Source organism: Agromyces soli, from assembly GCF_022811605.1.
GTDB lineage: Bacteria > Actinomycetota > Actinomycetes > Actinomycetales > Microbacteriaceae > Agromyces > Agromyces soli.
Genome location: NZ_CP094533.1, coordinates 1,541,724 through 1,568,136, shown reverse-complemented (window position 1 = coordinate 1,568,136; position 26,413 = coordinate 1,541,724). Strand labels below are relative to the sequence as shown.

Here is a 26,413-nt window from a genome sequence, read left to right as displayed (position 1 = left end):
CCGTCGAAGCGAACCGCGCACTACACGCAGCGGCCGGCCTCGGCGATCTGCTCGTCGCTCGGCCGCCCGTAGGCCTCGATACCCGACCCCGGCACGTCGTAGCCCGCGGCGATCGCCCACGCGGTCGCCCACATCTCGTCGTCGCTGCCGAACACCGCGCTCTCGAAGATCGGCGTGCACTCGGGCCGCACGACCTGGGTGTGCCCGACCTCGTGCACGACGACCGCCTTGGCGTTGACGTCGTCGGCGTAGCTCCAGTCGATCGAGTAGCTGAGGTGCAGCTTCGCCCAGCCCCCGTCGCCGTACCAGTACTGCGCGGTGCCCGAGTACCACTCGTCGCTCGAGAGCCCGTTGACGACGTGGTCCCACGCGAAGTCGAGGTGCACGCCGTGCGCGATGGAGCGGGCGAACTCCTCGATCGGCCCGCGGCTCGCGTACTCGGGCGCCGCCCGACGGGCGGTCTCGGCGGTCTGCGAGGCGCGCACGGCGGCCACGGCGGCGGCGAGCTGCTGGTACCCCTCGGCGCTGTCGTCCTGCTCGACGAGCCAGGTCTCGCCGTCCTGGGCGATCGCGTGCATCGCGGGCACGCGCGACTCGTAGCTCGCGACCGTGCTCGCGTCGAGCACCGCCTGCGCATCGGCGGCGGCGTCCGCGTAGAACGCGCTGCGCGCCTCGGCGAGCTGCTGCTCCGCATCGTGCAGGCCGGCGAGGCCCGACTCGGCCTCCTGCTCGAGCTCGGCGAGCCGTGCGGTGCGCTCCTGGGTCGCGACCGCCTCGGCGAGGCTCGTCCAGACCGGCGTCAGCGGCCCGTGATCGTAGGCGGGCGGCTCCGGCAGCTCGAGCGCGGCGTCGTCGATGATCTCGCGTGCGGACGCGACATCCGCCGTCAGCGCCTCGGCGAGCGCGGGGTCGCCGAGGCCGTCCACGAACGCGCCGGCGAGCGCTTCGCCCTCCAGGACCTGCCCTCTCGCGAGCGTCGTCGCGCCGCGCAGATCGCCGAGCGCCTCCTCGGCGCGGGACTCGGCGACCGCCCCGGCGATCACGCTCCGCGCGACGACGCCGTCGGCGAGCGCGGTCGTGCCGAGCACGAGCCCGAGGGTACCGAGGGCTGCGGCGCCGAGCACCGGCAGGCCCCACTTGATGCCGTCGTTCACGCGTCTCCCCGCCTGGTCCAGCGATCCCCCGCGATCGCGCCTGGATGCAGCGTAGCGAGCGGGCGATCCGCGGGCCACGGGGTACTCCCGCTGAGCGGCCGGCGGGTCTAGACTCCGAGCGACAGCTGGCTCCGGGGGGAGGGCGCATGTTCGAAGCCGACGTGGCGGACATCGCTCAGCACGCATCGACGGGAGCACTCCCGGCTCGGCTCGCCGAGACGGTCGCCGCCGCGTACGAACGCTACGCCGGACTCGACGAGGGCGTCGTCGCCGACTACATCCCGATCCTCGCCGAGGCGGATCCGGCGCACTTCGGGCTCGTCGTCGCGCAGGTCGACGGCGCGGTGCACCGCGCGGGCGACGCCGGGGTCGCGTTCTCGATCCAGTCCATCTCGAAGGCCTTCGTGTTCGCGCTCGTCTGCGAGGCGATCGGGCACGAGGCCGTGCACGAGACCGTCGGCGTGAACAACACGGGGCTGCCGTTCAACTCGGTCATGGCGATCGAGCTGAACGGCGGCAGCCCGATGAACCCCATGGTGAACGCGGGGGCGATCGCGACGACCGCGCTCGTGCCCGCCGCGACCCCGGCCGAGCAGTGGGAGCTCGTGCGCACCGGGCTGTCCGCCTTCGCCGGCCGCGAGCTCGCCCTCGACGGCGAGGTGTACCGCTCCGAGGTCGAGACGAACCAGCGCAATCAGGCGATCGGACGTCTGCTGCAGAGCTACGGACGCCTGGATGCCGACCCGCTCGCCGTCGTCGACGTGTACACGAAGCAGTGCGCCCTCTCGGTGACGGCCGAGGATCTCGCCGTGATGGGCGCGACCCTCGCCGACGGCGGGGTGAACCCGGTGACGGGCGCGCGCGTCGTCTCCGCGGAGGTGTGCCGCGACACGCTCGCGCTGCTCGCCTCGTGCGGCATGTACGAACGCTCGGGCGAGTGGCTGTTCGAGATCGGGCTGCCGGCGAAGTCGGGCGTGGCGGGCGGCATCGTCGCGGTCGCCCCGGGCAAGGGCGCCGTGGGCGCCTACTCGCCCCGCCTCGACCCGGCGGGCAACAGCGTGCGCGGCCAGCGCGCCTGCGCCTACCTCTCGCGTGCGCTCGGCCTGAACCTCTTCGCCTCGACGGCCGCGCCCGCCGCGGCATCCGTGCGTCCCGAGACATCCGCACCGCCCACCGAAGGGAGTCGCGCATGACCGCGCAGACCGCCGCACCCCGCGCCGAGGAGCGCCGCTCCTGGGCGCCCATGATCGGACTGTTCCTCGCCCAGGTGCTGATGTCGTTCAACGTCGCCGCCCTGCCGATCTCGCTCGGCGGCATGGTCGAGGACTTCGGCGTGCCGCCGACGGTCGCGAGCACGACGATCGTGGTCTACGGCCTCGCGGTCGCGGCTCTCGTGATGACCGGTGCGAAGCTCGGCCAGCGGGTCGGCTGGGTGCTGATCTTCCGCTGCGTCGTCGTCGTGTTCGGCGTGTCGTCGGTGCTGATGATCCTCTCGCCGACGATCGGCTGGGCGATCGCGGGGCAGGTGCTGGCCGGGGCGTCCGCCGCCATCATCGTGCCGTCGCTCGTCGCGCTCATCGCGGAGAACTACCGCGGTGCGCAGCAGGCGACCGCGGTCGGCTCGCTCGGCTCGGCGCGCGCGTTCTCGGGCATCAGCGCGTTCCTGATCGGCGGCACGCTCGGCACCCTCGTCGGCTGGCGGCCGGTGTTCATGATCACCCTCGGCCTCGCCGTCGCGGTCTTCGCGCTGAGCTTCGGGCTGCGTTCGGACAAGGGGGATGCCTCGGTTCGCATCGACCTCGTCGCCTCCGCCCTCATCGGCGGCGCGATCGTGCTGCTGACGCTCGGCTTCAACAACCTGAACGCCTGGGGCATCGTGCTCGCCGAGCCGGGTGCGCCGTTCGACGTGCTGGGCCTCTCGCCCGCGCCGGTCTTCGTGGTGCTGGGTCTCGTGCTCGGGCAGACGTTCTTCCTGTGGACGAGACGGCGGATGCGCCTCGGCCGGGTGCCGCTCGTGGACCTCTCGGTGCTCGGCAGCGCCCGAGAGCGCGCCGCGGTGTACGCGATGTTCATCATCGTCGCGATGGAGGCGGCGGTGAACTTCACGGTGCCGACGTACATCCAGGTGGTGCAGGGGCGCACGCCGTTCGACACCTCGCTCGCGATGATGCCGTTCAACCTGACGGTGTTCGTCACGGCGACGCTGATCGTGCGGTTCTACCGCCGGTACAGCCCGCGGGCGATCGGCCTGTTCTCGTTCGGCCTGACGACGGTCGCCCTCGTCTGGCTCGCCTTCGTCGTGACGAACAACTGGGAGACGCTGCCGACGATTCTCGGCCTCATCGTGTTCGGCATCGGCCAGGGGGCGCTCGTCACGCTCGTGTTCAACGTGCTCGTGACCGCCGCACCGAAGGAGCTCGCGGGCGACGTCGGCTCGATCCGCGGCACGACGCAGAACCTCGCGTCGGCCGTCGGCACCGCCGTGATGGGCGCGCTGCTCGTGACCATGCTGAGCCTGAACTTCACCCAGGCCGTGACGGAGCACCCGGAGCTGCCGGACGAGCTCGTCGCCCAGGTCGACCTCGATCAGGTGAACTTCATCAGCAACGACGAGCTGCGCGAGAAGTTCGCCGAGACCGACGCGAGCGCCGAGCAGATCGATGCGGCCGTCGCGATCAACGAGGAGGAGCGGTTGCGCACGCTGCGGATGGGCTTCCTCGTGCTCGCGGGCCTCAGCCTCGCGGCGGCGCTGCCCGCGTCGCGCCTGCCGCGGTACAAGCCGGAGGAGATCCCCGACCCCTCGCCCGCGGGCGAGTAGCCGGGGCCGCGCCCCTCAGTGCTGGTGCAGCTCGCCGTGCGGGACGGCGAGCTCGCCGGGCTCGGTCCCGGCGAGGGCCGGGGTCGCGAGCGCGGCGACGAGCGCGGCGCCCGCGACGAGTCCGAGGGTGGCTGCCACGGGATGCCGCGTCCGGGTGGCCGCGGGTGCGGCCGGGGATGCGGATGCCGGCGCGGCATCCCGGGTCTGATCGGGCCCCAGGCCCGGAGTGCGTGCATCGCGCAGCCGCGCCGCCGCCCCGACCGCGACGACGAGCGCGAAGCCCGCCGCCGCGATCGTCGGCAGCCCGGCGAGGCCGAGCGCCGGCGCCGCGCCCGCCCCCACGACGAGCGCGAGTCCGACGACGACCGTCAGGCCGGCCGTGAGCGTCGTGCGCGGCAGCACCGCGCCGCCCGCTCGGAGCGCGGCGAACGCCCAGGCGAGCGCCGCGAGCCCCGCCGAGCCGAGCACCCCCATGGCGACCGGTCCGGTCGCCCCCGCGGCGAGCGCCGCGAGGACGAGCCCGGCGCCGAGCGCGGCGAGCGCCGGCCAGCTGCGGAGCGCGGCGGGGAGCACGGCGGCCTCAGGCCGTCGCCAGCCGGCCGCCGCGCTCGGCCCCGAGGCCGACGCCGAGCAGCACGAGCGCGCTCGCGAGGTGGAGGAAGTGGTCCGGCGTGTTCAGCGCGAGGATGTTCGCCGCGGTGCCCGCGAGGAAGAATCCGACGATGCCGAGCAGCAGGTAGGCGGCGCCCACGATGGTGTTCACCGTCTTCGCGGCACGCGCGCTCATGAGGCCGGCGACGAGCAGCGCCGCGCCGATCAGGAGGTGCGCGATGTTGTGCAGCGGGTTCACCGCGAAGATGCCGAGCAGCAGCCCGCCCTCGGTCGCGATGAACGAGACGCCGCCCGTCACGGCGAAGCCGAGCAGTCCGACGAGCAGGTAGACCGCGCCGAACACCGTGGCGACGATGCGGTTCGGTGAGTTTCGCATGGTTCCTCCTTGATCCCGGGCCCGTGCGGGCCGTCATGTGGGATTCGGAACCGTCGCGGCAGCGGATTGGAGGAGATGCGGATGCCTCGCCGCGAAGGATTGCGCGCCGCTCAGGCGGGGAGCGCCTCGGCGCCGGGCTGCGGGGCCGAGATGACCTCGGCGATCTGCCCGAGGTGCGCGGCCATCGCCTCGTGGGCGGCGGCGGGGTCGCCCGCCCGGATGGCGTCGGCGATGCGGCCGTGCGCCCGGTGCGAGCGCAGCATCCGTTCGAGGCTCTGCAGCGTCTCGTCGCGCGAGGGCGCCGTCCACTCGTTCACGACGTCGATGAGCTCGACGAGCATCGCGTTCTGCGCGAGCGTGGCGACCGTGGTGTGGAACTCGAGGTCGAGCGCGACGAGGCGGGCGGCGGAGGGCTCGGGCCGGCCGAGCTCCTCCTCCGCGGAGGCGAGCACCCGGTCGAGCGCGGCGAGGCCCGAGGCACCCGCCCGCAGCGCCGCACGCTCGGCCAACGGGGGCTCGACCACCCCGCGGAGGTCCATCACCTCGGCGAGGAGCCGTTCGCTCGGCGGCAGCACGCCGCGCAGCGAGTCGGCGAGCTTGGGCCGGGCGACGGCTTCGACCACGCTGCCGCGGCCGGGCCGTCGGCTGACGAGGCCGCGCATCTCGAGAGCGGAGAGCGCCTCGCGCACGGTGCTGCGGGCGACGCCGCCGAGCTCGGCGAGCTCGCGCTCGCTCGGCAGCTTGTCGCCCGGCTTGAGCTCGCCCGACTCGATGAGTTCGAGCAGCCGGTTGGCCAGTTTCTCCGGCGCCCCGGCGTCGCGCGAGACCTTGAGATCCACCTCGGCCTCCCGTCGCGCGCCCCACTCGAGTGCTACGACTTTATCTCCACGGTGACCCAGTTCTCGAAGGAGGATCCGCCGGCGAGGCTCGTCACGCCGATCGTCGCGCGTCCGCCGAGTCCGGCGACGGGGCCGAAGACCTCGGCGAAGAGGTCGCTGTAACCGGAGGAGACGCGGTGCACCTCGGTGAACTCGGGCGTCGACACGACGAAGCAGAGCGAGCGGACGACGGCTTCGACGCGGTCGAGGGAGCCGAGGGCGAGGCGGATGCCGCCCAGGCAGTTGAGGGCGGTGAGACGGGCGGCCTCGTAGCCCTCCTCGACGGTGAGCGTGTCGCCGAGGCGGCCCGGGTAGCGCACCGTGCCGTCGGGCTGGTCGGGGGTGTGGCCGCTCAGGAAGAGGATGTTCCCCGAGATGTGGTGCGGCTTCATCGAGCCGTAGACGTCGGCGCCGTAGTAGCCCTCCTTGGCGAAGTCGGGGATCTCGAGCCCGAGCCGCGCGACGCGCTGCTCCGGGGTCTCGGCCGCGGCGGCGGCCTGGTCCTGCGTGTCCGTCATGTGACCTCCTTGTCCGGTTTCGCGCCGGATTCCCGGCGCTGCGCGGATCAGTATTGCACTGGTCCGACCATCAGACCATACTAGTTCCGATCCCCCAACTGGTCTGACCATCAGACCCCGACGTCCGGAGGAGCTCGATGACGACTCAACTCCCTGCTCTCGCCCCGCTCGACGTGCAGCACCACGACGACCCCAAGGTCGTCAAGGAGGCTGCCACCGAGGATTACACGACCCACGTCGTGCCGCTCTCCTGGCGGATGCCCCGGCCATCCCTCGCGATGTCCTTCTACGCCCTCGTGAGCGGCATGTTCTACCTCGTGACCGCCGCCACGCTCGCGGCGACCGTCGGCACGACCGACGCGCTCATCGGCATCGTGCTCGCCTGCGCCGCGTTCGGCGCGCTCGGCTACGCCTTCAGCCGCTACGCCGCGCGCACGGGCCTCACGGTCGCGCTCATGTCGCAGCGCATCTTCGGCACCTCCGGCTCGCTGCTCGGCGCCCTCGTGCTCGCGGCCACCGCGATCTACTACGCGGTGTTCGAGTCGTCGATGATCGCGAACGCCTTCCACGTCGCGTTCCCGCAGCTCTCGCTCGCGCTCTGGAGCGCCATCGCGGTCGCGATCAACCTGCCGCTCGTGATGGGCGGCATCCGCCGCTGGATGGACAAGTACAACGCCATCCTGCTGCCCGTCTACTGGATCGGCCTCATGGTCGTCGTCGTCATGCTCGCCATGCGCAACGACTCCTCGGGCTGGCTCGCGCACCCGCCGCAGGAGGGCGCCGACTTCGCCGCCCCGGGCTGGCTCTACGCCTTCTTCGTCTACCTCGGCGTGCTCGTGCTGATGATGTTCACGGTCGACTTCGCCCGCTTCGGCAAGCCCGAGCAGGCGCGCTCGAACGGCATCGCCGTGTTCGGCCCGGTCTTCTACGCCTTCGTCTACCTCGCCAATGGCCTCATCGGCATCTTCATCGCCTACAGTGCGGGCCTCGACGGCGCCGTCTCCTCCGAGCTCGTCGGCAACACCATGGTGAGCCTGCTCGGCGGCTGGGGGCTGTTCCTCGTCTGGGTGACCCAGGCCCGCATCAACACCGCGAACTTCTACGTCGCCTCGACGAACATGGAGGCGCTCGTCTTCCGGCTGTTCCGCGTCCGCGTGCCGCGCGTCGCCGCCGTGCTGTTCTGCGGGGCGATCACCTACGTGTTCATGCTCACCGACGTCGTCAGCTACCTGCTCGTCGCACTCGCCTGGCAGGGCGCCTTCATCGCCTCGTGGGTCGGCGTGGCCCTCGTGCACCTCGTGCGCACCTGGAACACCCGCGAGCTCGAGGAGTTCCGCGCCGGGCGCGTGCGCCGCTTCACCTGGAACGGTGCCGTCTGGGTCGCGACCTCGCTGCTCGGCATCCTGCTCTACCAGTTCGGCGGGGCCTTCGGCGCCGCCTGGTCGACGCCCATCACGCTCGTGCTCGCCGTCGTGCTCGCCGCCGTGGTCGACCGCACCGGCCGCGGCGGGCTGCTCCGCCGGGCGCACGACCCGCGCAGCGAGCTCGACGACCCCTGGGAGGCGCGCGTGCGCTGCCACGTCTGCGACCACAGCTACGTCGCCGTCGAGATGGACCGCGACCCCAGCGCCGAGGGGCAGCCGCCCATCTGCGCCGCGTGCGGCGTGCTGAGCACGGCGTACCTGCAGGCGAGCCGCCGCGAGCACGCCACCCTCACCGCAGCGGACTGATCGCCGAGCACTCGATGACGCGACGACGTGGCCGGGCCGGATCCGTGGATCCCGCCCGGCCGCGTCGTCAGCCGACGGCGCGGCGGACGAGCTCGGTGACCTCGCGCTCGACGGCGTCGGTCCACGCGCGGATCGCGAAGCCGACGGGCCACAGCTCGCCGTCGTCGAGCTTCGCCCGATCCTCGAAACCGATCGTCGCGTAGCGGGTCTTGAACTTCTTCGCCGGCTGCAGGAAGACCACGATCTTGCCCTCGCCGTTCGCGTAGCCCGGCATGCCGTAATACGTCTTCGGCACGAGCTCCGGCGCGACCTCGTGCACGACGCGGTCGAGCCCCTCGGCCAGCTCCCGGTCCTCGGGCTCGAGCGCGGCGATCGCCTCGCGCACCGCCTGCTCGCCCGCGGCCCGGCTCTTGCCGGCCTTCTCCTGCTCGCGCAGTTCCTTCGCGCGCTGCTTGACCGCCGCGCGCTCCTCCGCGCTCAGTCCGGATCCCTCGTCCTTCGCCATCAGCGGCGCTCCTCCCCGCGGGCCCCCGCCCGCGCGTCCGAGGCTACTCCCGACGCTTCCGCGGCGCAGGCTCCTCCGGTGTCGTCACGGCCTGCACCACCGTGTGCGCGGCGGCGCTCTTCGCCCACTTGCGCACCCGGTCGGCCTGCTTGCGCCGCTGCTTCAGCAGGGCGGCCCGACGCTTCGCGGCGGCCGCGGCATCCGTGATCGCCGCCCCAGGCTCGGCCGCGGCGCCCCGGTGAACCGTCGAGGGCACGACCCGGCGCGACCAGGCATCCAATCCGGCCGTCGCCCGCGCCGCGGTCCGCGCCGCCCGGCGCGGGGCGCGCTTGCGATCCGCTCTGGCCGCGCGTCGCGTCGCCCGAGACTGCGCCACGATCGCCTCCAGACGCTGCTTCGCCCGGCCCGGCGGGAGTCCGTCGGCCAGACGCTTCGCCTCCTTCTCGGCGGACTTCGCGTGCGCGAGCGCCGCCTTCGCGCGCCGCCGGTCGCGGCGCTCGGTGACCGTCGCCATCCTCAGCCCTCCGCGTCGATCAGCTCGAGCAGCGCCCGGGCGGCGTCGCGGATGTCGTCGTGGTCGTACTGCCCCGCGCGGCTCTCGAGCGAGATCACCGCGCAGCGGTGCACCCGACGGAAGTCGCCGTAGGGGAAGGAGTACGCCCCCTTCGTCTCGTCGTTCTCGTCGTCGTCCACCCCGAGGTGCCAGTGCCGGTACTCCGTCCAGCCCTCACGCTCGACGAAGGCGTTCTCCTCCTCGGCGCTCGGCGCATCCTCGCTCCAGGCGTCGCGCTCGTCGCGCACCACCTGGCCCTCGCGCACGAGCGAGCGGGCGTGCCGCAGGGCCGTCTCGTTCAACCGGATCGTCATGAATGGGTCCTCCTCCCCGGTCACCTTCTGGTCTACGTGCTCCGCGCGGACTCGACAAGGGGGTTGCGGCGGCGGCGCCCGGCCAGCACCGTCCCGAGCAGGGCGCCCGCGGTGTTCGTGAGCACATCGGTGAGGTCCGTGTGCCCGACCGCCAGCGCGAACTGCGCGAGCTCGAGCCCGGCGCTGAGCCCGGCCGCCGCCGCGGCGATCCGCCACCATCCGAAACGCGGGCGCAGCCGGGCGAGCCCGAGCCCGAAGGGCACGAACACCGCGACGTTGCCGGCGACCTCGCGCGCCGCGTTCGCGCCGTAGCCCTCGGCCGCGACGAAGGGCACGAGCTTCAGACTGCGCTGCACCGGCACCGCCTCCCACGGCAGCTGCAGCTTCCACAGCACGAGCCAGACGAGCAGCACGAGGTATACCCCGAAGAGCACGCCGAGGACCGAGGCGCCCCCTCGCCGTCCGGCCGCTGGCCTCGTCGTGGTGGTCATGCTCCCAGTCCACGCGCGGGCGTGTTGCCGCCGCGTAGGCCGTTCCGCATACGCTCGCGATACGGCCCGCCTCGTACCATCGGTGTCATGCGCGTGCTGATCGTCGAGGACGAACCCCTGATGGCCGAGGCCATCCGCACGGGACTCCGCCGGGAGGCGATCGCCGCCGACGTGGCCGGCGACGGCGACACCGCCCTCGAGCTGCTGTCGATCAACAGCTACGACCTGGCCGTGCTCGACCGCGACATCCCCGGTCCCAGCGGCGACGAGGTCGCGGCGAGCATCGTCGCCTCCGGGGTCGGGATGCCGATCCTCATGCTCACCGCCGCCGACCGCATCGACGACAAGGCCTCCGGCTTCGAGCTCGGCGCCGACGACTACCTCACGAAGCCGTTCGAGCTGCGCGAGCTGGTGCTGCGACTTCGGGCGCTCGACCGCCGGCGCAGCCAGGTGCGCCCGCCCGTGCGCGAGCTCGCCGGGCTCCGGCTCGACCCCTTCCGCCGCGAGGTCTACCGCGACGGCCGCTACGTGGCGCTCACCCGCAAGCAGTTCGCCGTGCTCGAGGTGCTCGTCGCCGCGGAGGGCGGCGTGATCAGCGCCGAGGAGCTGCTCGAGCGCGCCTGGGACGAGAACGCCGACCCGTTCACGAACGCCGTGCGCATCACGGTGTCCGCGCTGCGCAAGCGCCTCGGCACCCCGTGGGTGATCGCGACGGTGCCGGGCGTCGGCTACCGCATCGACACCGGGGACGCGGGCGGCGGCGGCGCGGATGCTGGGGCATCGGATGCCTGAGGCGCGGGTGGCTCGGCGGCCCGGGCTCTCCGTCCGCTGGAAGCTGACCCTCAGCTACGCGGGCTTCCTGCTGCTCGCGATGCTGCTGCTGCTCGCCGTCGTCTGGCTGTTCCTGCTGCGCTACGTGCCGGCCGATGCCTCCGTCACGATGGACGGTTTCACGCCCGGCCGCGACGACCTCGTGCGCGCCTTCGCCCCGGCCGCGGCCTGGGCCCTGCTGTTCCTGCTGGCCTTCGGGCTCGCCGGCGGCTGGTTCCTGGCCGGCCGGATGCTCGCCCCGCTCGGCCGCATCACGAGCGCGACGCGCAAGACGGCGGAGGGCTCGCTCTCGCACCGGATCGAGCTCGAGGGTCGCAGCGACGAGTTCCGCGAGCTCGCCGACAGCTTCGACGCGATGCTCGCCCGGCTCGAGGCGCACATCGCCGAGCAGCAGCGCTTCGCCGCGAACGCCTCGCACGAGCTGCGCACGCCGCTCGCGATCACGCAGACGATGCTCGAGGTCGCCCGCGACGACCCCGGGGCCGACCAGGCGCTCGTCGAACGGCTCCGACTCGTGAACGGTCGAGCGATCGAACTGACCGAGGCGCTGCTGCTGCTCAGCCGGGCCGACCGGCGGGCGTTCCACCGCGACGCGGTCGACCTCTCGCTGCTCGCCGAGGAGTCGGTCGAGACGCTGCTGCCGCTCGCGGAGCGGCGCGGGGTCGCCGTCGAGGCATCCGGCGACGTCGTCGCGGCCCTCGGATCGCCCGCGCTCCTGCTGCAGCTCACCACCAATCTCGTGCACAACGCCATCGTGCACAACCTGCCCGAGGGCGGCGAGGTGACGGTCACGACGGTCGCGGCGCCGGGCCGCGCGGTGCTCGTGGTCGAGAACACCGGGCCCGCGCTCGCACCCCACGTCGTGGCGACGCTCACCGAACCGTTCCAGCGCGGCGCGGAACGGATCCGCGGCGATCACGCCGGCGTGGGACTCGGACTCGCGATCGTGCAGAGCATCGTGACCGCGCACGACGGCGTGCTCGTCGTCGAGCCCGGCCCGCGCGGGGGCCTGCGGGTGAGCGTGCGGCTGCCGGCGGCGGTCAGCTCGCCGCCCGGCCCGAGCCATCCTGCGTGATCGGCTGGATCACGACGGGCAGCTGCGCGTTCCAGTCGCGGATGACCTGGCGCTGGCTCTCGGTGCAGGTGTAGCCGTAGCCGATGCTCACTTCCCAGTAGGTGGTGTCGCTCGTCCAGATCTCGTGGTCGAGCGTCCAGCCGTCGAGGAACGTCAGCGAATAGCAGTCGGCCATGGTCTCGTAGTCGCCGCCGAAGGCCTGTGCGGCGGCCTCGCCCGCCTCGGGGTTCAGATTCTGCAGCGTGTGCGCGAACTCGTGATAGGCGACGCCGGTGCGGAGCCAGTCGGTCATCGACTCGGCCGCGTCCTGGCCTGCGGAGACGCGCACGATCGTGGGCTCGTTGCTGCTGACGCACGCGAGCGCCTCGGCGCCGCACGGGGTGTCGCCGCGCTCGATCCGGGTGGTCACGTAGCCACGACCCAGCCGATCGAGCGTCGCCTCCCAGGCGGAGCCGCTCGCGTTCGTCGCGGCCTCGGCGGCCGCCGCCGCGTGCAGGCTCTCGAGCTGCTCGGCCGCCTGCTCGGCGCGCGCGATGTCGGTGTCGAGCGCGTCCGCGTCCCAGCGGTGGAACCAGCCGCTCGTCGCGATCGACTGATACCGCTCCCAGTCGGCGAGCGCGGTGAACGGCAGCCCCTCCAGCGGCACGACACCCTCGTGGAGCCGGGTCATCGCAGCGCCGAAGACCTCCTTCTTCTCGATGAGCTCACGCTGCTCCTCGAGCTCCTGGTTCTGCTCGACGATGCGGTCGCTCGCGTCGCCGAGCTGCACGTACAGCCAGCCGGCGACGGCGCCCGCGCCGAGCAGCAGCACGCCGAGGATCGAGATGACGACGATCGGCCAGCGGCGACGGCGCACGGGGGCGGGCGCGTCGGCGGGGGAGGCATCGGGGACGGATGCGCCGGGGGCGGAAGCCTCGGGGGCGGGCGCCTCGGCCTCGGAAGGCTCGGGGGCGGGCGCCTCGGCCTCGGAAGGCTCGGGGGCGGATGCCTCGGGCGCCTCCGACGCGGACGGCGGGCCGGCCGGCTCGACCTCGTCGGGCAGCGCGTCCTCGGCAGGCTGTACGGCCTCGGTCGGCTGCACGGGTTCGTCGCTGGGAGTCGTGCGGGGATCGGGCAACTCGGGCTCGTTTCTCTGGGCGGCGCTGCGCAGGGCTCATGGCTGCGGCCGCGGAAGCTCCCCGCGGCCAGCACTCCAGTATGTCGCGCCGGCCCACGATTCCGGGAAGAACTGAAGCGTTTCCTCCGGTATGTTGAGGGTTCACCCCCGGAGGTGGGCCATGCAGAGACGGAGAAGCGGATTCTGGCGGGTCGTCCGCGCCCTGTTCGCGAGCCTCGCGGCCGCGCTCGACGGCCTCGGCGGCCTCCCCCCGGCCCGGCCCGAGGTGCGTCATCCGGAGCCGCGCGAGGAGTACCGGCCGTAGTCGTGATGTCGGCCGTGCATGACAGCCTGAGTCCATGATCGCGCTCGTCGCCGCCCCGAGCAGCCTCGGCCTGCGCCCGCCGCGGCCCGGCGCGGTGCCCGGGGCGTGGCGAGCGCCCGAGGCGCTGCGTGCGGCCGGACTCTTCGAGCGGCTGCTCACGGCCGGTGCCCGCGACGCCGGTACGGTCCCCGCGGGGCCGTATCTCGACGACGACGCGAGCCGAGCGCCCGGCCACGTGCGCAACGAGGCCGCCCTGGTCGAACACGCTCGGGGGCTCGCGCAGCGCCTCGACGCAGTGCTCGACGCCGGTGACGCGCCGCTCATCCTCGGCGGCGACTGCAGCATCCTGCTCGGCGCGGGGCTCGCCTTGGCCCGCCGCGGCGGCACCGGGCTCGTGCACCTCGACGGGCACACCGACTTCCGGCATCCCGGCAACAGCGAGGCCTGCGCCAGCGTCGCCGGCGAGGACCTCGCGGCCGTGGTCGGCCTGCACTGGCCCGCGATCGCCGACCTCGACGGCGCGGGACCCTCCTTCGACGCGGCGCGCGCAGTGCACCTCGGCCACCGCGACGACGACGAGCACGCCGACGAGGCACGCCGCACGCTCGGGCTCGTCGTCTCCGCGGCGGAGGCCCTGGCCCAGCCTGCGTCGCGGCTCGCCGAGCGCATCCGGGCGACCGCCGGCGTCGGGTACTGGCTGCAGCTCGACGTCGATCTGCTCGACCCGAGCGTCATGCCGGCGGTCGACAGCCCCGACCCCGGCGGGCTCGACGTCGAGACGCTGACGGCGCTGCTCGCCGAGCTCGCACCCGCCGCGATCGGCGCCTCGGTGACGGTCTTCGACCCCGAGCTCGACCCCGACGGGCGCTACGCCAGGCTGCTGGCCGACGTGGTGGTCGAGGGGTTGGGAACGCTCGGCTCCGCTCTGCCCCGCTGACCTCAACATATCGATTTCCATTATTATCGAATATCGGTATGCTGCTGCCCATGCAGACGAACACCACGCCGAACACGGCCCACGCCATCAAGCTCGCCGACCGGGTGAGCCTCTGGCTCTTCGCCGCGGCCGGGGCGGTCATCGCGGCCTGGGTCGCCTGGTCGGCCGTCACGCGGATCATCGAAGTACTGCCGAACCGCGACGTCGCCGTGCTGGCCACGTTCGCCGGGACCCCCGCTGAGGCCCCGATCGGCCCAGACGGGGCGCCCGTGCCCGTCGCCCTGGATCAAGCCGTTCTCACGGTTCCCGCGCTCCCGGTCGCGTCGCAGTGGGCCATCGTCATCCAGCAGCTCGTGCTGATGGTCGCGGTCATCGTCGGCGTCGCAGCCCTCGTCTGGCTCATCCGGAACGTGGCCCGCGGCGTCGTCTTCTGCCGCACCAATACCGTGCTGGTCGCCACCGCCGGGTTCGTCGGCCTCGCCGGCTTCATCGCCGTGCCCTTCTTCGGCAACATGGCGGCGAACGGCGGGTTCGCCGTGCTCAGCGAGCGCACCTTCGACAACGTGATCATGAGCGTCGACCCCTTCGCCCTCGTGCTGTGGGCGTTCGCCGTGGCCCTCCTGTGCACCGTCTTCTCGATCGGGGAACGACTGCAGCGCGACACCGAGGGCCTCGTCTGATGGCGCCGGCCGAGATCGAGGACGGCACGGACGTGCACTGCCGGCTCGACGAGCTGCTCGAGGAGCGCGGGCTGACCCTCACCCGGCTCGCCGAGATCGTCGGCGTGACGGTCGTGAACCTCAGCGTGCTGAAGAACGATCGGGCCCGGGCCATCCGCTTCTCGACGCTGCAGGCGATCTGCCGCGCGCTCGACTGCGAGATCGGCGAACTGCTCGTGCTGCGCCCGCGCGGATGAGCACGAACTCCAGCAGGCGACCGAGCAGCGCGCCCGCGTGATTGCGGTGCGGTCGTAGAGTTTCGATATGTCCAAGTTCACGGAGAAGTTGAAGTCGTTGTTCCGACGGCCTCGGCCGGTGACGAAGGAGGACGCCGCCGAGATCGCGGATTGGGTGAATGAAGGCGGCGCCGTCTCCCCTGACGGGCCCCCGCCGATCGCCGAGGACCCCGAGGACACCGGGCGGCGTCCCGGCTGAGCCCGAGCAGCGTCGTGCTCCGCGCCGCACCCGTTCGCGTGGACGGCGCTCGCCAGCGCCGCCCCGCTGTTCGTGAACTTCGTCGTCAGCTTCCGGCTGCTCTGCCTGCTCTGGATGGTCCACGTCGACCAGTTCGAGCACATCGCCCGGGTCGACACGACGATGGTCTGGCTGAACAACATCCGGCTGCTCTTCATCGTGCTCGTGCCGTTCGCCACGAACCTGACGACCGAGCACCCCGACACGCTCGCGGGTCGGATCGCGATGCCGTTGGCGTTCCTCCTCGCCATCCTGTGCGGCGGACTGCAGTGGGCCTGGGCGATGCGATACCAGAGGGTGATGCTGCCGGACCTCGACCGGGATCAAGCGAGCCTGTACGGCCGGGGTTCGCTCAGCGCACTCCTCCGGCAGCCGAAACCAGCGCGAAATGCGCCCGAGCTACACTCGCTGACGGCCGCGGTCACCACGTCACCAACGAAACGACCGAATCTGCCCGAGTCTCGCGACCACCCTGCGCGAGCCCACGCGAACTCACCACCCCCGAGGTCCCATGTCAGAGCCCATCACCGTGTCGATCCGCCGCGAGGTCGACCCCGCCCGCATCTCCGAGGCCACCGCCTGGGTGCAGACCGGCGTGAACCTCGCGAACAAGCATCCCGGCTTCCTCGGTTCCGGCTGGGTGCGCGCCGGCGGCGACTCCCAGGTCTGGCACATGCTCTACCGCTTCACGAGCGAGGAGACGCTCGAGGCGTGGGAACGCTCCCCCGAGCGCAGCTGGTGGCTCTCGATGGGCGAGGGCTTCGTGCGCAGCGAACGCTCCAAGCGCCGCACCGGGATCGAGGGATGGTTCGACGAACCCGCCACCGGCTCCATCCCCGCCGTCGACGCCGAACCGATGGAGGCCCCGCCCGCCCCGCCGCGCTGGAAGCAGGCCGTGACGATCTGGCTCGGCTTCTTCCCCGTGAACCTCGTGTTCTCGTACCTCATGACGCCCGTGCCGGGCTGGGGCGAGCTGCCGCTGTGGCTGCGGGTGCTCGTGACGACCCTCGTGCTCACGCCGATCATGACGTACTGGGTGCTGCCGTTCGTGACCCGTTCGCTGCGCCGCTGGCTGACACCGCGCACCTGACGCCTCCCCGCCCCGCCCGCTCACACAACTCAGGAACATCCCGGGGTTATGGGCGCCGAGGCATCCGCCGATCCGCGGAAGCGCGGGGATCGCCGGGTGCGGCTTCCTGAGTTGTGCGATCGCACCGCAAGCGGGCGACTCCACTCGATTCAATTCACTGCGAGATACTCACGGGCGCATCGATCTCGTCGCAGCGCTTGACGATCGGATCCAGGCTCAGCGCGACGGGCGACCCGTCACCTGTCTGCGGCGCACCCTCCGCTGTCGCGAGGTCACCGATCGCCGATCTGAGCGAATCCACCGCAGGGATCAACGTCGCCTCCGAGTGCATGATGCGCAGCAAACGGAGGGAGTCGGCGAGGTCGGCCGCCACGATGGTGAAGCTCGATCGGTCCAACGCACCCGCCGAGTACGCAGCCGAGCCCTTCTCCAGCATGGTCATCACGAGCGAGACCGAATGGCACACACCGACATCGCCGGTTTCGCCGGAAGCGTTCTCCACTGCGGGCGAGACCGCAGCCTCACGCGAAGTCGGGGGCTCGACCGCTGAGCACCCGACCGTTCCGATCACCAGGGACACCAGGAGCCCCGCCGCGAGGCAGGCTTTCGTCCAATTCATCCCGTATCGCGGACCAAGCACCCCTACCCTCCGCTGGACGCGTTGATCACGAGCTCTGTGCCTGCCGCGCTGCAGAGGCTCCCGAGGTTGGAACCGAGCCTGGCGAACTCGTCAGTGCTCGGATCGAAGATCGCGCCATCGGGAGTCGGAGTACTCGAGTCGATGTACGCGATCACCGCGTGAATTCCGGTCTCGAGCTCGCTACCGGGTTCGACGGGCACCGTCCGATATCCGACGGATGCCTCCTCAAGCAGTTGGTTTCGCGCCTCAGCCCCGATGTTGCCCTTCCGGAGTTCATTGAACGCGTTGAATGCCGCGGACTCCGGGATACTCAACTCCAGGCAAGTTTCTCTGGCCGTAACACCGTCGGCCTCCGACGAAGTGCTCTCGGGGTCCCTCGCTGGCTCAGTCTGTTCTGCCCGGTCCCAGAGACCACCTGCGCACGCAGTCAGCGCGACGGTAGTACTGAAAACGACCGCAATGCTCAGCAGCCGCATCGTCAACGATGACGAGTTCGTCATGAGGGTCCTTTCTCGCCTCGGGATCAGCTGGTCCGAGTGCCGAGTCGATGTGTCTTAAGTAGCAGTCCGACTCAGGTTTCAGATCAGCCCGAGCGATCGTGCTCGGTTCACCGCATCGATTCGGGAGCGCGCTTCGAGCACGGTGAACACATCGTTCAGATGACGCTTGACCGTGCCGGGTGCGATCGACAACTGCTGGCTGATCTCTTTGTTCGACCGGGCACCGGCGACCAGCAGGAGCACGTCGCGCTGGCGCGGCGTCAATTCGACGCCCTGCGTGAGACTGCCAGACGGAGCGTCACCGAATCCACGCTCGACCGCGCGAATCAGCACTGCCAGGTCCACGTCCGAGGCGACGAGTGTCAGCCGTGGGTGCTTCACCGGGACCTCCGGATCGGTCGTTCGAGATGAGGCGACGGCGATGACCTCAACCCCATCCGGGTGCCTGAGCAACGAGGGGATGCCGGCCGTCGCGTCGCGGACCCAGCGCGATCCCAGATCGACGACCGCGACGGATCGGTACGCCTGCCCCAAGCTCCGCGTCACGACCTTCTGGTGTGCGGCGTCGACGAGACGGTCGACCTCGACCGCTGCCAGCAACGCCCGGACTCCCGCCCTGAAGAGACTCCTCGTGGAAACGACGAGGATTTGCCGGGGTCGTGCATCGTCCATCGGGGCGCCTTCTCTGTGCAACGTCGATCCTGTGACGCTTGGCCCCCGGATACCCCGCGCTCACATTGACTGTTTCCACACGACCGCTCCGCGTTACCGCAGCTCGTCAAAAATGTTCCTCGACGCGCCAGTTCCCCGCGGATCGAGCGTCTCACGAGCCATGATTCAGACTGAGCAGGTACCAATTGCAGAGCGCCGGAACTGCACCGAGCACCGCACAGACGATCCCGGACACCAGCCAGCGTCGGTGAATCGCTTCGATCAGGACCATGCCTGCCAGCAGCATGACGGACGCGGTGAGGATGACGGCAGTGACCCACAGCCAGGGGTCCTCGGCGTACTCGACATGGTTGGTCGTAGGCCCCCCGAAGTAGTTCGTTCTCCGAAATCCAATCCTCACCATCCGCACGAATGCGAAGAAGCTCGTTACGACGATGCCGAAGCCGAAGACGGTGAACGAGGCGCGCCAGGTGAAGTGGCGCACGGTCGCGGCTCCGGCCGACCCCGATGCCCCCCAACGTCCCATCTGCTGCCCCATCCCCTCGGCGAACGCACGGTTACGGCGACCGTAGCCACGGGGCTTGAGGCAGCGGTATGGGCCGTTCGGTCCATACCGGTCGCCAAAGCCCTCACACAACTCAGGAACATCCCGGGGTTCTGGGCCCCGAGGCATCCGCCGATCCGCGGAAGCGCGGGGATCGCCGGGCGCGCGTTCCTGAGTTGTGCATCCGGGGCGGAGGGGGCGAGCGGGCGAAGGGGGCGAACGGGGCAAGGGGGGGGCGAACGGGGCGAGGGGGCGAGGGGGCGACGGGGGCAGGGAACGCGGCCCCGCGAGCGCGAAGAGGGGCCCGGCTCGCGCCGGGCCCCTCATCGAGCGGATGCCGCTACGCGCGCTTGCGGCGCAGGATCAGCTGCACGGCGAGCGCCAGGGCGCCGGCCAGCACGAGGCCGCCCGCGAGCCCGATCGCCGGGCCGCCCGCGAAACCGGTGCTGGCGAGGCCCTGCCCGTCGCCGTCACCGGACGTGACCGGGGTGCCGGGGGTGCCGGTCGACTTCGACGACGGCGCGCAGGCGACGACGGCCGGCGGGTACTCGAGGTCGATCGAGAGCTCCGGGTTCACCTCGATGGACGCCGAGGTGAGCGCGTGCGTCCAGCCGAAGTTCTCCTCCGTGACGACCCAGCGACCGTTCGGCAGCTGCTTCCAGCCCGGCCACGCGGTGGGGTTACCGGCCTCGTCGATCGCGGCGCCCGGCCACAGCACGCGGCCGTCGACGGAGCCGTCCTCGCCGAGCGGGCCGAGCTCGACCCGCTCGGTGTGGGTGCCGTCACTCAGCACGAGGTAGGCGGTGTGCCCGGTCGACTGCTGGTCGGGGTCGGTGAGTACCACGTCGAAGTCGATCCACGGCACGTTGGCCACGCAGAGTGCCGCGGCGCTGGAGCCCGCGAGGGTCGGCGGCACGCACTCGGTCTGGTCGAACTCGAACACGAAGCGCTCGCTCGTTTCGCCGCTCTCGAAGACGTGCCCCTCGGCGGCGGTGGCCACGGCGACGGCCGAACCGGTGGTCGCGTCACCCTCGATGGCCCAGCTCACCGTGTCGGTGTCGGCGGGCAGCACGATGCGGTCGTCGTCGACGCCGCAGAGGTCGACAGCGGCGGGCTTCGCCGGCACGGGCAGCTCGATCGGGCAGGGCTCGTTCGTGAACGAGAGCTCGAAGCGGCGCTCGGTGGTGCCGTCCTCGAAGACGTGGTGGCCCTTCGTCACGGCGACGGCGGTGACGGAGCCGCTCGACGGCTCGCCCTCGACGTGCCAGACCAGCTGCTCGGTCTCCTCGGGCAGCAGGACCTCGTCGCGGTCGACGTCGCAGAGGTCGACGATCTCCGGCGTGACCGGCTCGGGCACGATCACGGGGCAGGGCTCGTTCGTGAAGGTGTAGTCGTAGCGCTGCTCGGTCGTGCCGCCGGGGAACTCGTAGCCCTCGACGGCCGTCGCGACCGCGGTGGCCGCGCCCGTCTTCGGGTCGCCCTCGAGCTTCCACGTCACGGTGTCGCTGTCGTCGGGAAGGATGACCGCGTCGCCGTCGACGCCGCAGGCCTCGGTGGCGGCGGGCTTCGGCGGCACGGGGATCTCGACGACGCAGGGCACGTCGGTGAACTCGAAGTCCCAGCTCTTCACGGCGCTGCCGTCGCTGAACACGTAGCCGGGCTTCGCGGTCGCGGTGGCCTTGGCCTTGCCGCCGGCGACCGGCGAGATCGACCAGGTGACGCCCTCGGTGGCGCGGGGCTCGACGACGTGGTCGCCGGAGGTGCCGCAGAGGTCGACGATGGACGGCTTCACGGGCACCGGGATCTCCTTCGGCGCCGGGGGCGCGCAGTCGCCCTTGAGCCCCTCGATGCGGCCGTCCGAGCCCTTGCCGTAGCCGTCGTTCCAGCTCGTGTAGGCGTAGACCCAGGGGCCGCCGCCCTTCGTGGTGCCGGGCAGGCTCTCGGTGCCGAGCGTCAGGGTGGTGTTGCCCTTCGAGCTGATCGGCCCGCGGTCCATGCCGTTCGCGTTCGTCGGCGTGCCCTGGAACGAGGTGGTGCCGACGCGCCACTTCGTGGTGCCGGTGAGAGTGCTGCCCACGTTCGTGAGCTTCAGCGTGTAGGTCACGTCGTACTGGCCGGTCGCGGTGTTGCAGACGGCGTTGGCGAGCAGGTCGCCCGTGTGCGCGCTCGCGGGTGCCGCGGCGCCGACGACGGCGAGGCCGGCGCCGAGCGCGAAGGCGGCGATCGCCGCGAGGACGCGGCGCATGGGGCGTTGACGGGAATTGGGCAGCGCGGTGCGCGCACCGGTTCTCTTCATCGGGTCGGGATCTCCATGGGTCCTCGGCGGGACGCGGGCCCGATGCGGAAGCGCGCGGGTACGGCTTCGCACGGCACCGCCGCGCGGTCAGGCGCGACGAGGCCAGGGAGGTTCGGGTGGATCGGGTACTGCGTTCGGGTCCGCATCGTGCCCGTGGGCACGAAGACCAAGCATGACGGGCTCATCCGTTTCGTGTCCACACTTTGGAGGACCTGTAGACGAAATGCCCCCCGAACAGGGGTCAGTCGCCGGCGGTGATCCGTTTCACTCGGCGCGCCTCCCGGATGCGGCGGACGACGAGCACGACGAGCGCCGCGGCGATGGCCGTGTAGACGACGAGATCCAGGTACTCGAGCCACTGTTCGAGGAGGTGGTGCTGCGTGCCGAGCGCCGCACCGACCCCGATCAGCAGCGTGTTCCAGAGCCCCGAGCCGAGCACCGTGAACAGCGAGAACACGACGAGCGGCATGCGATCGGCGCCCGCGGGGAGCGAGATGAGACTGCGTACGCCGGGGATCAGCCGGCCGAGCAGCACCGACCACTTGCCGAAGCGGTGGAACCACTCGGCGCCGCGCTCGAGATCGGACAGGCTCACGAGCCGCGTCCAGGCGATCCAGCGGATGGCCCGCTCGAGGCCGATCGCCGCGCCGAGGCCGTAGAGCACGAGGGCGCCCGCGAGGGACGCGGCCGTGCTCCAGACGATGAGCCAGCCGAGGTTCAGGTCTCCGGCCTGGCTGAGGTAGCCGGCGAACGGCAGGATCACCTCGCTCGGGATCGGCGGGATCAGCACCTCGAGGAAGACGAGCACGCCGACGCCGACGTCGCCGAGGGCGTTCAGCACGTCGGCGGCGAATCCGGTGAGCCCGGTGAATCCGTGGTCGTCGGTCGTCAGGGCGGTCATGGCGGCTCCCGTCGTCGTGATCGTGCCCGGCGTTCGGCCACGCTACGCGGCGCGGATGAACGCGGGCTGAGATCGGGCGCAGCACGCCGGACGCGGGGCACCCGGACCACGCACGCGGGACGCCGGACGCCTCGTCAGCGCGCGCGGGCGGCGCCGATCCGCCGGCCGAGCTCGTCGGCTGCGGCGCGCACCGCGCTCGCGATCTCCACCGCGGGCCGCGTGCGCGGCGAGTCATCCGGATAGGTCACCGCGATGGCCGCGGCGGGCCAGCCGACGTGGTCGAGCACCGCGACGCCGACCGAGGCGAGCCCCGGGGTGACCTCGCCGGCCTCGGCCGCCCAGCCGGTCTCGCGCACCTCGTGCAGCACCTGCTTCAGCCGCGAGGCGCGCCATTCGCCCGCGGCGTCCGGGTCGCCGCGCCAGGCGAAGGCCGCGCGGTCCGGGTAGAGCGCGCGGAGCTGGGCGGGCGGCAGGGCGGCGAGCATCGCCCGCCCGGTCGCGGTGAGGTGGGCGGGCAGCCGCACGCCCACGTCGGTGACGAGCGAGGGCCGGCGCGGCGCGCGCTCCTCGACGAGGTAGAGCACGTCCCGACCGTGCAGCACGGCGAGGTGCCCGCTCTCGCCGAGCCGGTCGACGAGGCCGGCGACGAGCGGCCCGCCGAGGCGCGCGAGCGGCTGCTGCCGACTGAAGCCGCTCGAGAGCTCGAAGGCGGCGACGCCGAGCCCGTAGCGGCGCTCCTCGGGCAGGTGCACGACGAAGCCGCGCTCCTGCATGACCGCGAGCAGATGGTAGACGGTCGATCGCGGCAGCTCGAGGGCGGCGGCGATCGTCGCGGCCGGCACGGGACCGCGCTGGTGCGCCAGATGACTGAGGATCGCGAGCGTCTGATCCGCCGCGGGCACCTTCGCCTTCGCCATCCGCCGTCCCTCTCTTCTTCGACTTGCCCGACTTTCATGAAAGTCGGGCAAGTCGGGGTGTGGAGGCGAGCGTAGCGCGCTTCGTCTGGGATCGCAGACGGATGCCTCGTCCAGCCACTCCCGCCGAGGCGCCCGAGCCGCTGGAATCGAAGCATGAGCACGAGCGCGCCCTCCACCAGCCCGGTCACCGTCGGCATCCCCGGCCTCTCGATCGAGGAGGTCGTCGCCGTCGCCCGCCACGGCGCCCCCGTCGCCCTCGACCCGGCCGCGCTCGAGGAGGTCGAGCGCAGCCGCGCCATCGTCGACGGCCTCGCCGCCGACCCGAACCCGCACTACGGCATCTCCACCGGCTTCGGCGCCCTCGCGACGACGTTCATCGCCGCGGACCGTCGCGCCCAGCTGCAGGCGAGCCTCGTGCGCTCGCACGCCGCAGGATCTGGCGCCGAGGTCGAGCGCGAGGTCGTGCGCGCGCTCATGCTGCTGCGCCTGTCCACCCTGATGACCGGCCGCACCGGCGTGCGCCGGGCGACCGTCGAGACCTACGCCGCGATCCTGAACGCCGGCATCACCCCGGTCGTGCGCGAATACGGCTCGCTCGGCTGCTCCGGCGACCTCGCGCCGCTCGCGCACTGCGCGCTCGTCGCGATGGGCGAGGGCGAGGTGCGCACGGCCGACGGCGAGCTGGTGGATGCCGGGGCCGCCCTCGCCGCGGAGGGCATCGCGCCGCTGCAGCTCGGCGAGAAGGAGGGCCTCGCCCTCATCAACGGCACCGACGGCATGCTCGGCATGCTCGCGCTCGCCATCACCGACCTGCGCCTGCTGCTCACCACCGCCGACCTCGCCGCCTCGATGAGCGTCGAGGGGCTCATGGGCACCGACGCCGTCTTCGCCGCCGATCTGCAGGCGCTCCGCCCGCAGCGCGGCCAGGCTCGCTCGGCCGCGAACTTCCGGGCCGCCCTCGCCGGCTCGCCGATCGTCGCCAGCCACGCCGGCCCCGAGGACGGCCGTGTCCAGGATGCCTATTCGTTGCGCTGCGCGCCGCAGGTGCACGGTGCCGCCCGCGACACCGTCGCGCACGCGGCATCCGTCGCCGACGCCGAGCTCGCGAGCGCCGTCGACAACCCGGTGCTCACGACGGACGGCCGGGTCGAGTCGAACGGCAACTTCCACGGCGCGCCCGTCGCGTACGTGCTCGACTTCCTCGCGATCGCCGCGGCCGACGTCGCCTCGATGAGCGAGCGTCGCACCGACCGCTTCCTCGACCGGGCGCGCAACCAGGGGCTGCCGCCGTTCCTCGCCCACGAGGTCGGCGTCGACTCGGGCCTCATGATCGCGCAGTACACGGCGGCGGGCATCGTCTCCGAGCTGAAGCGGCTCGCCGTGCCCGCCTCGGTCGACTCGATCCCCTCCTCCGCCATGCAGGAGGACCACGTGTCGATGGGCTGGGCGGCGGCGCGCAAGCTGCGGCGGGCGATCGACGGGCTCACCCGGGTGCTCGCGATCGAGATCATGACCGCCGGGCGGGGCCTGCAGTTGCGCGCACCGCTGCAGCCGGGACCGGTCACCGGCGCGATCGTCGAGCTCATCGCGGCCGAGGGCTCGGTGCCCGGCGAGGACCGCTTCCTCTCGCCCGAGATCGAGCGGCTGACGGAGCTCGTGGGCTCCGGCGAGGTGCTCGCACGAGCCTCCGCGGCGACCGCGACGCCGCTCGACTGAGCCGGCGGACGCGAGGACGACACGCCGGACCGGGGAAGAAAACCGCCCCGAAAAGGTGACAATGGCTCACTGAATGAACGTTGTGCCCGCAGGGATGCGGTGCGAGACTGAGCGCGTCGGTACCCGAAACCGACACCCTTGGAATGTCGATGAAGCCACCACTGGACGAAGCGCCGCACCCTGGACGCCGGGCCCTGAGCCCCCGGCGCGCCGGATTCGCTGCGGCCACCGCCGTGACTGCCGTACTGCTCGGCGTCACCGGCACCACCTCGGCCTATGCCGATGATGGCGCCCCGGTCGCCGACCCAGGCACCGACCCCGCCGCCGTCTCCGCGCCCGCCCCGGCCCCGGACCCCGCCCCGGCCGACGCGAGCACGACGAGCGACCCCGCGCCGAGCGATCCACCGCCGAGCGACCCGCCGCCGGACCCGGGCACCGACCCCGGCACCGATCCGGGCACAGATCCAGGAACCGACCCCGGGACCGATCCGGGCACCGATCCAGGAACCGACCCCGGGACCGATCCGGGCACTGACCCGGGAACCGACCCCGGCACCGATCCAGGAACCGACCCCGGCACGACGCCGCCGACCACTCCCCCGGTGACGACCCCGCCGACCACCACGCCGAAGCCGACGACGCCGAAGCCGGCCGCGCCCAAGCCCGCCGCACCCGCCCCGAGCGGCGGTGCCGCGAAGCCCGGACCGCGGCCGCTCAAGCTGAGCGCCGACATCCTCTCCGCCGGCACGGCCGTGTCGGCGGAGATCCGACAGGCGCAGCGCGTCCTGAGTGAGGCGACCGCCGCGCTCCGGGCCGCGCAGGACGAGCTGGCCGCGGCTCGCGACTCGCGAGAGGCCGCCCGCTCCACCGCGATGGAGCTCGACGAGCTCGCCGAGGCGGCCCGGGGCAAGGCCGACGCAGCAGCCCGGCTCTACATCGGCGCCCTCCGCGGCGACGGCGACGCGCTGGGCTCGATCGACGCCGCGGTGAAGCCCGGCGGCGACCTGCTCGCCGGCCTCGGCAGCATGCAGCGGGTCTCCGAGCTCACGGGCGACGTGCAGGGCCTCCGCGAGGCGGCCGACCGGCTCGACGGCGAAGCCGACGCGGCCGAGGCGCGCGCCGAGGCCGCCTGGGAGAAGGTCGACGCGGTCCCGGTCGAGACGCTGCAGCAGAAGGTCGACGACGCCGAGGCCGCCGTGGCCAAGGCGCGCGACGCGCTCGCATCCGTGCGCACGGTGCTCGCCGCGTCGAGCGTCACGGTCATCGAGAACCTGCCGACCGACTCCGGGCAGCTGAGCGATCAGGGCTGGTCGCTGCCGGTGAGCGGACACCTGACCGACGGCTTCGGCCCGCGCCCGAACAAGCCGATCGCGGGGGTGAACGACTTCCACCGCGGCACCGACCTCGCGGCGTCCTGCGGCTCGCCCGTCTTCGCCGCGACCGGCGGTACCGTGATCGAGGCCGGCCGCAGCGGCAGCTACGGCAACTGGATCCTCATCGACCACGGCGACGGCGTCTCCACCGGCTACGCCCACCTCGTGGACGGCGGCATCCTCGTCTCCGTCGGCGACGTGGTCCAGGCCGGCGGGCTGATCGGCGCGGTCGGCTCGACGGGCGCGTCCACGGGCTGCCACCTGCACTACGAGGTGCGGCTCGGCGGCGTCGCGATCGACGCGATCCCGTTCATGGCCTCGCGCGGCATCCAGCTCGGCTGAACTCCAACGAACACCG

General features: G+C 72.2%; 30 protein-coding genes and 1 pseudogene. 14 read left to right on the top strand and 17 right to left on the bottom strand.

The window, feature by feature from the left end; translation table 11 throughout:
* Positions 1 to 20 precede the first annotated feature (20 nt).
* Positions 21 to 1,154, bottom strand: coding sequence for a hypothetical protein (locus tag MTP13_RS07560; RefSeq protein ID WP_243570454.1), 1,134 nt, complete (start codon positions 1,152 to 1,154; stop codon positions 21 to 23).
* A gap of 146 nt (positions 1,155 to 1,300) precedes the next feature.
* On the opposite strand from MTP13_RS07560, the gene glsA reads away from it, so the two are divergent.
* Entirely contained in the window at positions 1,301 to 2,347 is a 1,047-nt protein-coding gene (gene glsA / locus MTP13_RS07555) for a glutaminase A (protein ID WP_243570453.1), read from the top strand.
* Positions 2,344 to 3,972 (top strand): MFS transporter, encoded by a 1,629-nt coding sequence (locus tag MTP13_RS07550; protein WP_243570452.1) that lies wholly within the window; start codon positions 2,344 to 2,346, stop codon positions 3,970 to 3,972. Before glsA ends, MTP13_RS07550 begins: the two co-directional genes overlap by 4 nt.
* 15 nt (positions 3,973 to 3,987) lie before the next feature.
* Here MTP13_RS07550 and MTP13_RS07545 read toward each other — a convergent pair whose 3' ends face one another.
* The 4 genes from MTP13_RS07545 to MTP13_RS07530 form a co-directional block, all read right to left on the bottom strand.
* A complete protein-coding gene (locus tag MTP13_RS07545; protein WP_243570451.1) occupies positions 3,988 to 4,545 on the bottom strand; it encodes a hypothetical protein in 558 nt (185 codons plus the stop codon).
* A 7-nt stretch (positions 4,546 to 4,552) separates the two neighbouring features.
* The gene (locus MTP13_RS07540; protein ID WP_243570450.1) at positions 4,553 to 4,960 is read right to left on the bottom strand and encodes a DUF4383 domain-containing protein; all 408 of its coding nucleotides are present in this window, start codon (positions 4,958 to 4,960) and stop codon (positions 4,553 to 4,555) included.
* Positions 4,961 to 5,070: 110 nt separating this feature from the next.
* Positions 5,071 to 5,799, bottom strand: coding sequence for a FadR/GntR family transcriptional regulator (locus tag MTP13_RS07535; RefSeq protein WP_243570449.1), 729 nt, complete (start codon positions 5,797 to 5,799; stop codon positions 5,071 to 5,073).
* A gap of 32 nt (positions 5,800 to 5,831) precedes the next feature.
* The gene (locus MTP13_RS07530) at positions 5,832 to 6,356 is read right to left on the bottom strand and encodes a RidA family protein (RefSeq protein ID WP_189083370.1); all 525 of its coding nucleotides are present in this window, start codon (positions 6,354 to 6,356) and stop codon (positions 5,832 to 5,834) included.
* Between the two features lie 137 nt (positions 6,357 to 6,493).
* Here MTP13_RS07530 and MTP13_RS07525 point away from each other — a divergent pair, with 137 nt between their 5' ends.
* Positions 6,494 to 8,086 carry a purine-cytosine permease family protein gene (locus MTP13_RS07525; RefSeq protein WP_243570448.1) on the top strand — a complete coding sequence of 531 codons (1,593 nt, stop codon included), beginning with the start codon at positions 6,494 to 6,496 and terminating at the stop codon, positions 8,084 to 8,086.
* Between the two features lie 67 nt (positions 8,087 to 8,153).
* On the opposite strand, the gene MTP13_RS07520 is transcribed toward MTP13_RS07525, so the two are convergent.
* The 4 genes from MTP13_RS07520 to MTP13_RS07505 are packed head-to-tail and all read right to left on the bottom strand — an operon-like array spanning position 8,154 to position 9,949.
* Entirely contained in the window at positions 8,154 to 8,591 is a 438-nt protein-coding gene (locus tag MTP13_RS07520; RefSeq protein WP_243570447.1) for an iron chaperone, read from the bottom strand.
* 43 nt (positions 8,592 to 8,634) lie between these two features.
* Entirely contained in the window at positions 8,635 to 9,105 is a 471-nt protein-coding gene (locus MTP13_RS07515; RefSeq protein ID WP_243570446.1) for a hypothetical protein, read from the bottom strand.
* 2 nt (positions 9,106 to 9,107) lie between these two features.
* A complete protein-coding gene (locus MTP13_RS07510) occupies positions 9,108 to 9,458 on the bottom strand; it encodes a hypothetical protein (RefSeq protein ID WP_243570445.1) in 351 nt (116 codons plus the stop codon).
* A 32-nt stretch (positions 9,459 to 9,490) separates the two neighbouring features.
* Positions 9,491 to 9,949, bottom strand: a complete 459-nt coding sequence (locus MTP13_RS07505; RefSeq protein ID WP_243570444.1) for a VanZ family protein — start codon at positions 9,947 to 9,949, stop codon at positions 9,491 to 9,493.
* An 87-nt stretch (positions 9,950 to 10,036) separates the two neighbouring features.
* On the opposite strand from MTP13_RS07505, the gene MTP13_RS07500 reads away from it, so the two are divergent.
* Positions 10,037 to 10,741 (top strand): response regulator transcription factor, encoded by a 705-nt coding sequence (locus tag MTP13_RS07500; protein ID WP_243570443.1) that lies wholly within the window; start codon positions 10,037 to 10,039, stop codon positions 10,739 to 10,741.
* Complete coding sequence (locus MTP13_RS07495) at positions 10,734 to 11,855, top strand: sensor histidine kinase (RefSeq protein ID WP_279399769.1); 1,122 nt, start codon at positions 10,734 to 10,736, stop codon at positions 11,853 to 11,855. The genes MTP13_RS07500 and MTP13_RS07495 overlap by 8 nt, the downstream gene beginning before the upstream one ends.
* Here the strand turns inward: MTP13_RS07495 and MTP13_RS07490 are convergent.
* A complete protein-coding gene (locus MTP13_RS07490; protein ID WP_243570442.1) occupies positions 11,821 to 12,972 on the bottom strand; it encodes a hypothetical protein in 1,152 nt (383 codons plus the stop codon). The genes MTP13_RS07495 and MTP13_RS07490 overlap by 35 nt on opposite strands.
* Positions 12,973 to 13,132: 160 nt before the next feature.
* Between MTP13_RS07490 and MTP13_RS07485 the strand changes: the two genes are divergently transcribed.
* From MTP13_RS07485 to MTP13_RS07455, 7 genes and pseudogenes are all read left to right on the top strand, one after another.
* A complete protein-coding gene (locus tag MTP13_RS07485) occupies positions 13,133 to 13,276 on the top strand; it encodes a hypothetical protein (RefSeq protein WP_243570441.1) in 144 nt (47 codons plus the stop codon).
* Positions 13,277 to 13,310: 34 nt separating this feature from the next.
* A complete protein-coding gene (locus MTP13_RS07480; RefSeq protein ID WP_243570440.1) occupies positions 13,311 to 14,213 on the top strand; it encodes an arginase family protein in 903 nt (300 codons plus the stop codon).
* Between the two features lie 50 nt (positions 14,214 to 14,263).
* On the top strand, positions 14,264 to 14,893 hold the full coding sequence (locus MTP13_RS07475) for a hypothetical protein (protein ID WP_243570439.1): 630 nt from the start codon (positions 14,264 to 14,266) through the stop codon (positions 14,891 to 14,893).
* A complete protein-coding gene (locus MTP13_RS07470; RefSeq protein WP_243570438.1) occupies positions 14,893 to 15,129 on the top strand; it encodes a helix-turn-helix domain-containing protein in 237 nt (78 codons plus the stop codon). Before MTP13_RS07475 ends, MTP13_RS07470 begins: the two co-directional genes overlap by 1 nt.
* Positions 15,130 to 15,196: 67 nt before the next feature.
* Positions 15,197 to 15,367: a hypothetical protein gene (locus MTP13_RS07465; protein WP_243570437.1), complete on the top strand. Its 171-nt coding sequence runs from the start codon at positions 15,197 to 15,199 to the stop codon at positions 15,365 to 15,367.
* A 72-nt stretch (positions 15,368 to 15,439) separates the two neighbouring features.
* A pseudogene (locus MTP13_RS18285) lies at positions 15,440 to 15,517 on the top strand (TMEM175 family protein); the annotation flags it as partial.
* Positions 15,518 to 15,917: 400 nt separating this feature from the next.
* Positions 15,918 to 16,496 (top strand): antibiotic biosynthesis monooxygenase, encoded by a 579-nt coding sequence (locus MTP13_RS07455; protein WP_243570436.1) that lies wholly within the window; start codon positions 15,918 to 15,920, stop codon positions 16,494 to 16,496.
* A 154-nt stretch (positions 16,497 to 16,650) separates the two neighbouring features.
* Here MTP13_RS07455 and MTP13_RS07450 read toward each other — a convergent pair whose 3' ends face one another.
* From MTP13_RS07450 to MTP13_RS07420, 7 genes are all read right to left on the bottom strand, one after another.
* The gene (locus tag MTP13_RS07450) at positions 16,651 to 17,076 is read right to left on the bottom strand and encodes a hypothetical protein (RefSeq protein ID WP_243570435.1); all 426 of its coding nucleotides are present in this window, start codon (positions 17,074 to 17,076) and stop codon (positions 16,651 to 16,653) included.
* Between the two features lie 62 nt (positions 17,077 to 17,138).
* The gene (locus MTP13_RS07445) at positions 17,139 to 17,636 is read right to left on the bottom strand and encodes a hypothetical protein (protein ID WP_243570434.1); all 498 of its coding nucleotides are present in this window, start codon (positions 17,634 to 17,636) and stop codon (positions 17,139 to 17,141) included.
* A gap of 78 nt (positions 17,637 to 17,714) precedes the next feature.
* On the bottom strand, positions 17,715 to 18,308 hold the full coding sequence (locus MTP13_RS07440; RefSeq protein ID WP_243570433.1) for a response regulator transcription factor: 594 nt from the start codon (positions 18,306 to 18,308) through the stop codon (positions 17,715 to 17,717).
* A 151-nt stretch (positions 18,309 to 18,459) separates the two neighbouring features.
* On the bottom strand, positions 18,460 to 18,792 hold the full coding sequence (locus MTP13_RS07435) for a hypothetical protein (RefSeq protein ID WP_243570432.1): 333 nt from the start codon (positions 18,790 to 18,792) through the stop codon (positions 18,460 to 18,462).
* 400 nt (positions 18,793 to 19,192) lie between these two features.
* Positions 19,193 to 21,097: a hypothetical protein gene (locus MTP13_RS07430; protein ID WP_243570431.1), complete on the bottom strand. Its 1,905-nt coding sequence runs from the start codon at positions 21,095 to 21,097 to the stop codon at positions 19,193 to 19,195.
* A 292-nt stretch (positions 21,098 to 21,389) separates the two neighbouring features.
* Positions 21,390 to 22,049: a DedA family protein gene (locus MTP13_RS07425; protein WP_243570430.1), complete on the bottom strand. Its 660-nt coding sequence runs from the start codon at positions 22,047 to 22,049 to the stop codon at positions 21,390 to 21,392.
* Between the two features lie 134 nt (positions 22,050 to 22,183).
* Positions 22,184 to 22,966, bottom strand: coding sequence for an IclR family transcriptional regulator (locus tag MTP13_RS07420; RefSeq protein WP_243570429.1), 783 nt, complete (start codon positions 22,964 to 22,966; stop codon positions 22,184 to 22,186).
* 153 nt (positions 22,967 to 23,119) lie between these two features.
* Between MTP13_RS07420 and hutH the strand changes: the two genes are divergently transcribed.
* Complete coding sequence (gene hutH, locus MTP13_RS07415) at positions 23,120 to 24,682, top strand: histidine ammonia-lyase (protein WP_243570428.1); 1,563 nt, start codon at positions 23,120 to 23,122, stop codon at positions 24,680 to 24,682.
* 233 nt (positions 24,683 to 24,915) lie between these two features.
* On the top strand, positions 24,916 to 26,397 hold the full coding sequence (locus MTP13_RS07410) for a M23 family metallopeptidase (RefSeq protein WP_243570427.1): 1,482 nt from the start codon (positions 24,916 to 24,918) through the stop codon (positions 26,395 to 26,397).
* Positions 26,398 to 26,413 lie beyond the last annotated feature (16 nt).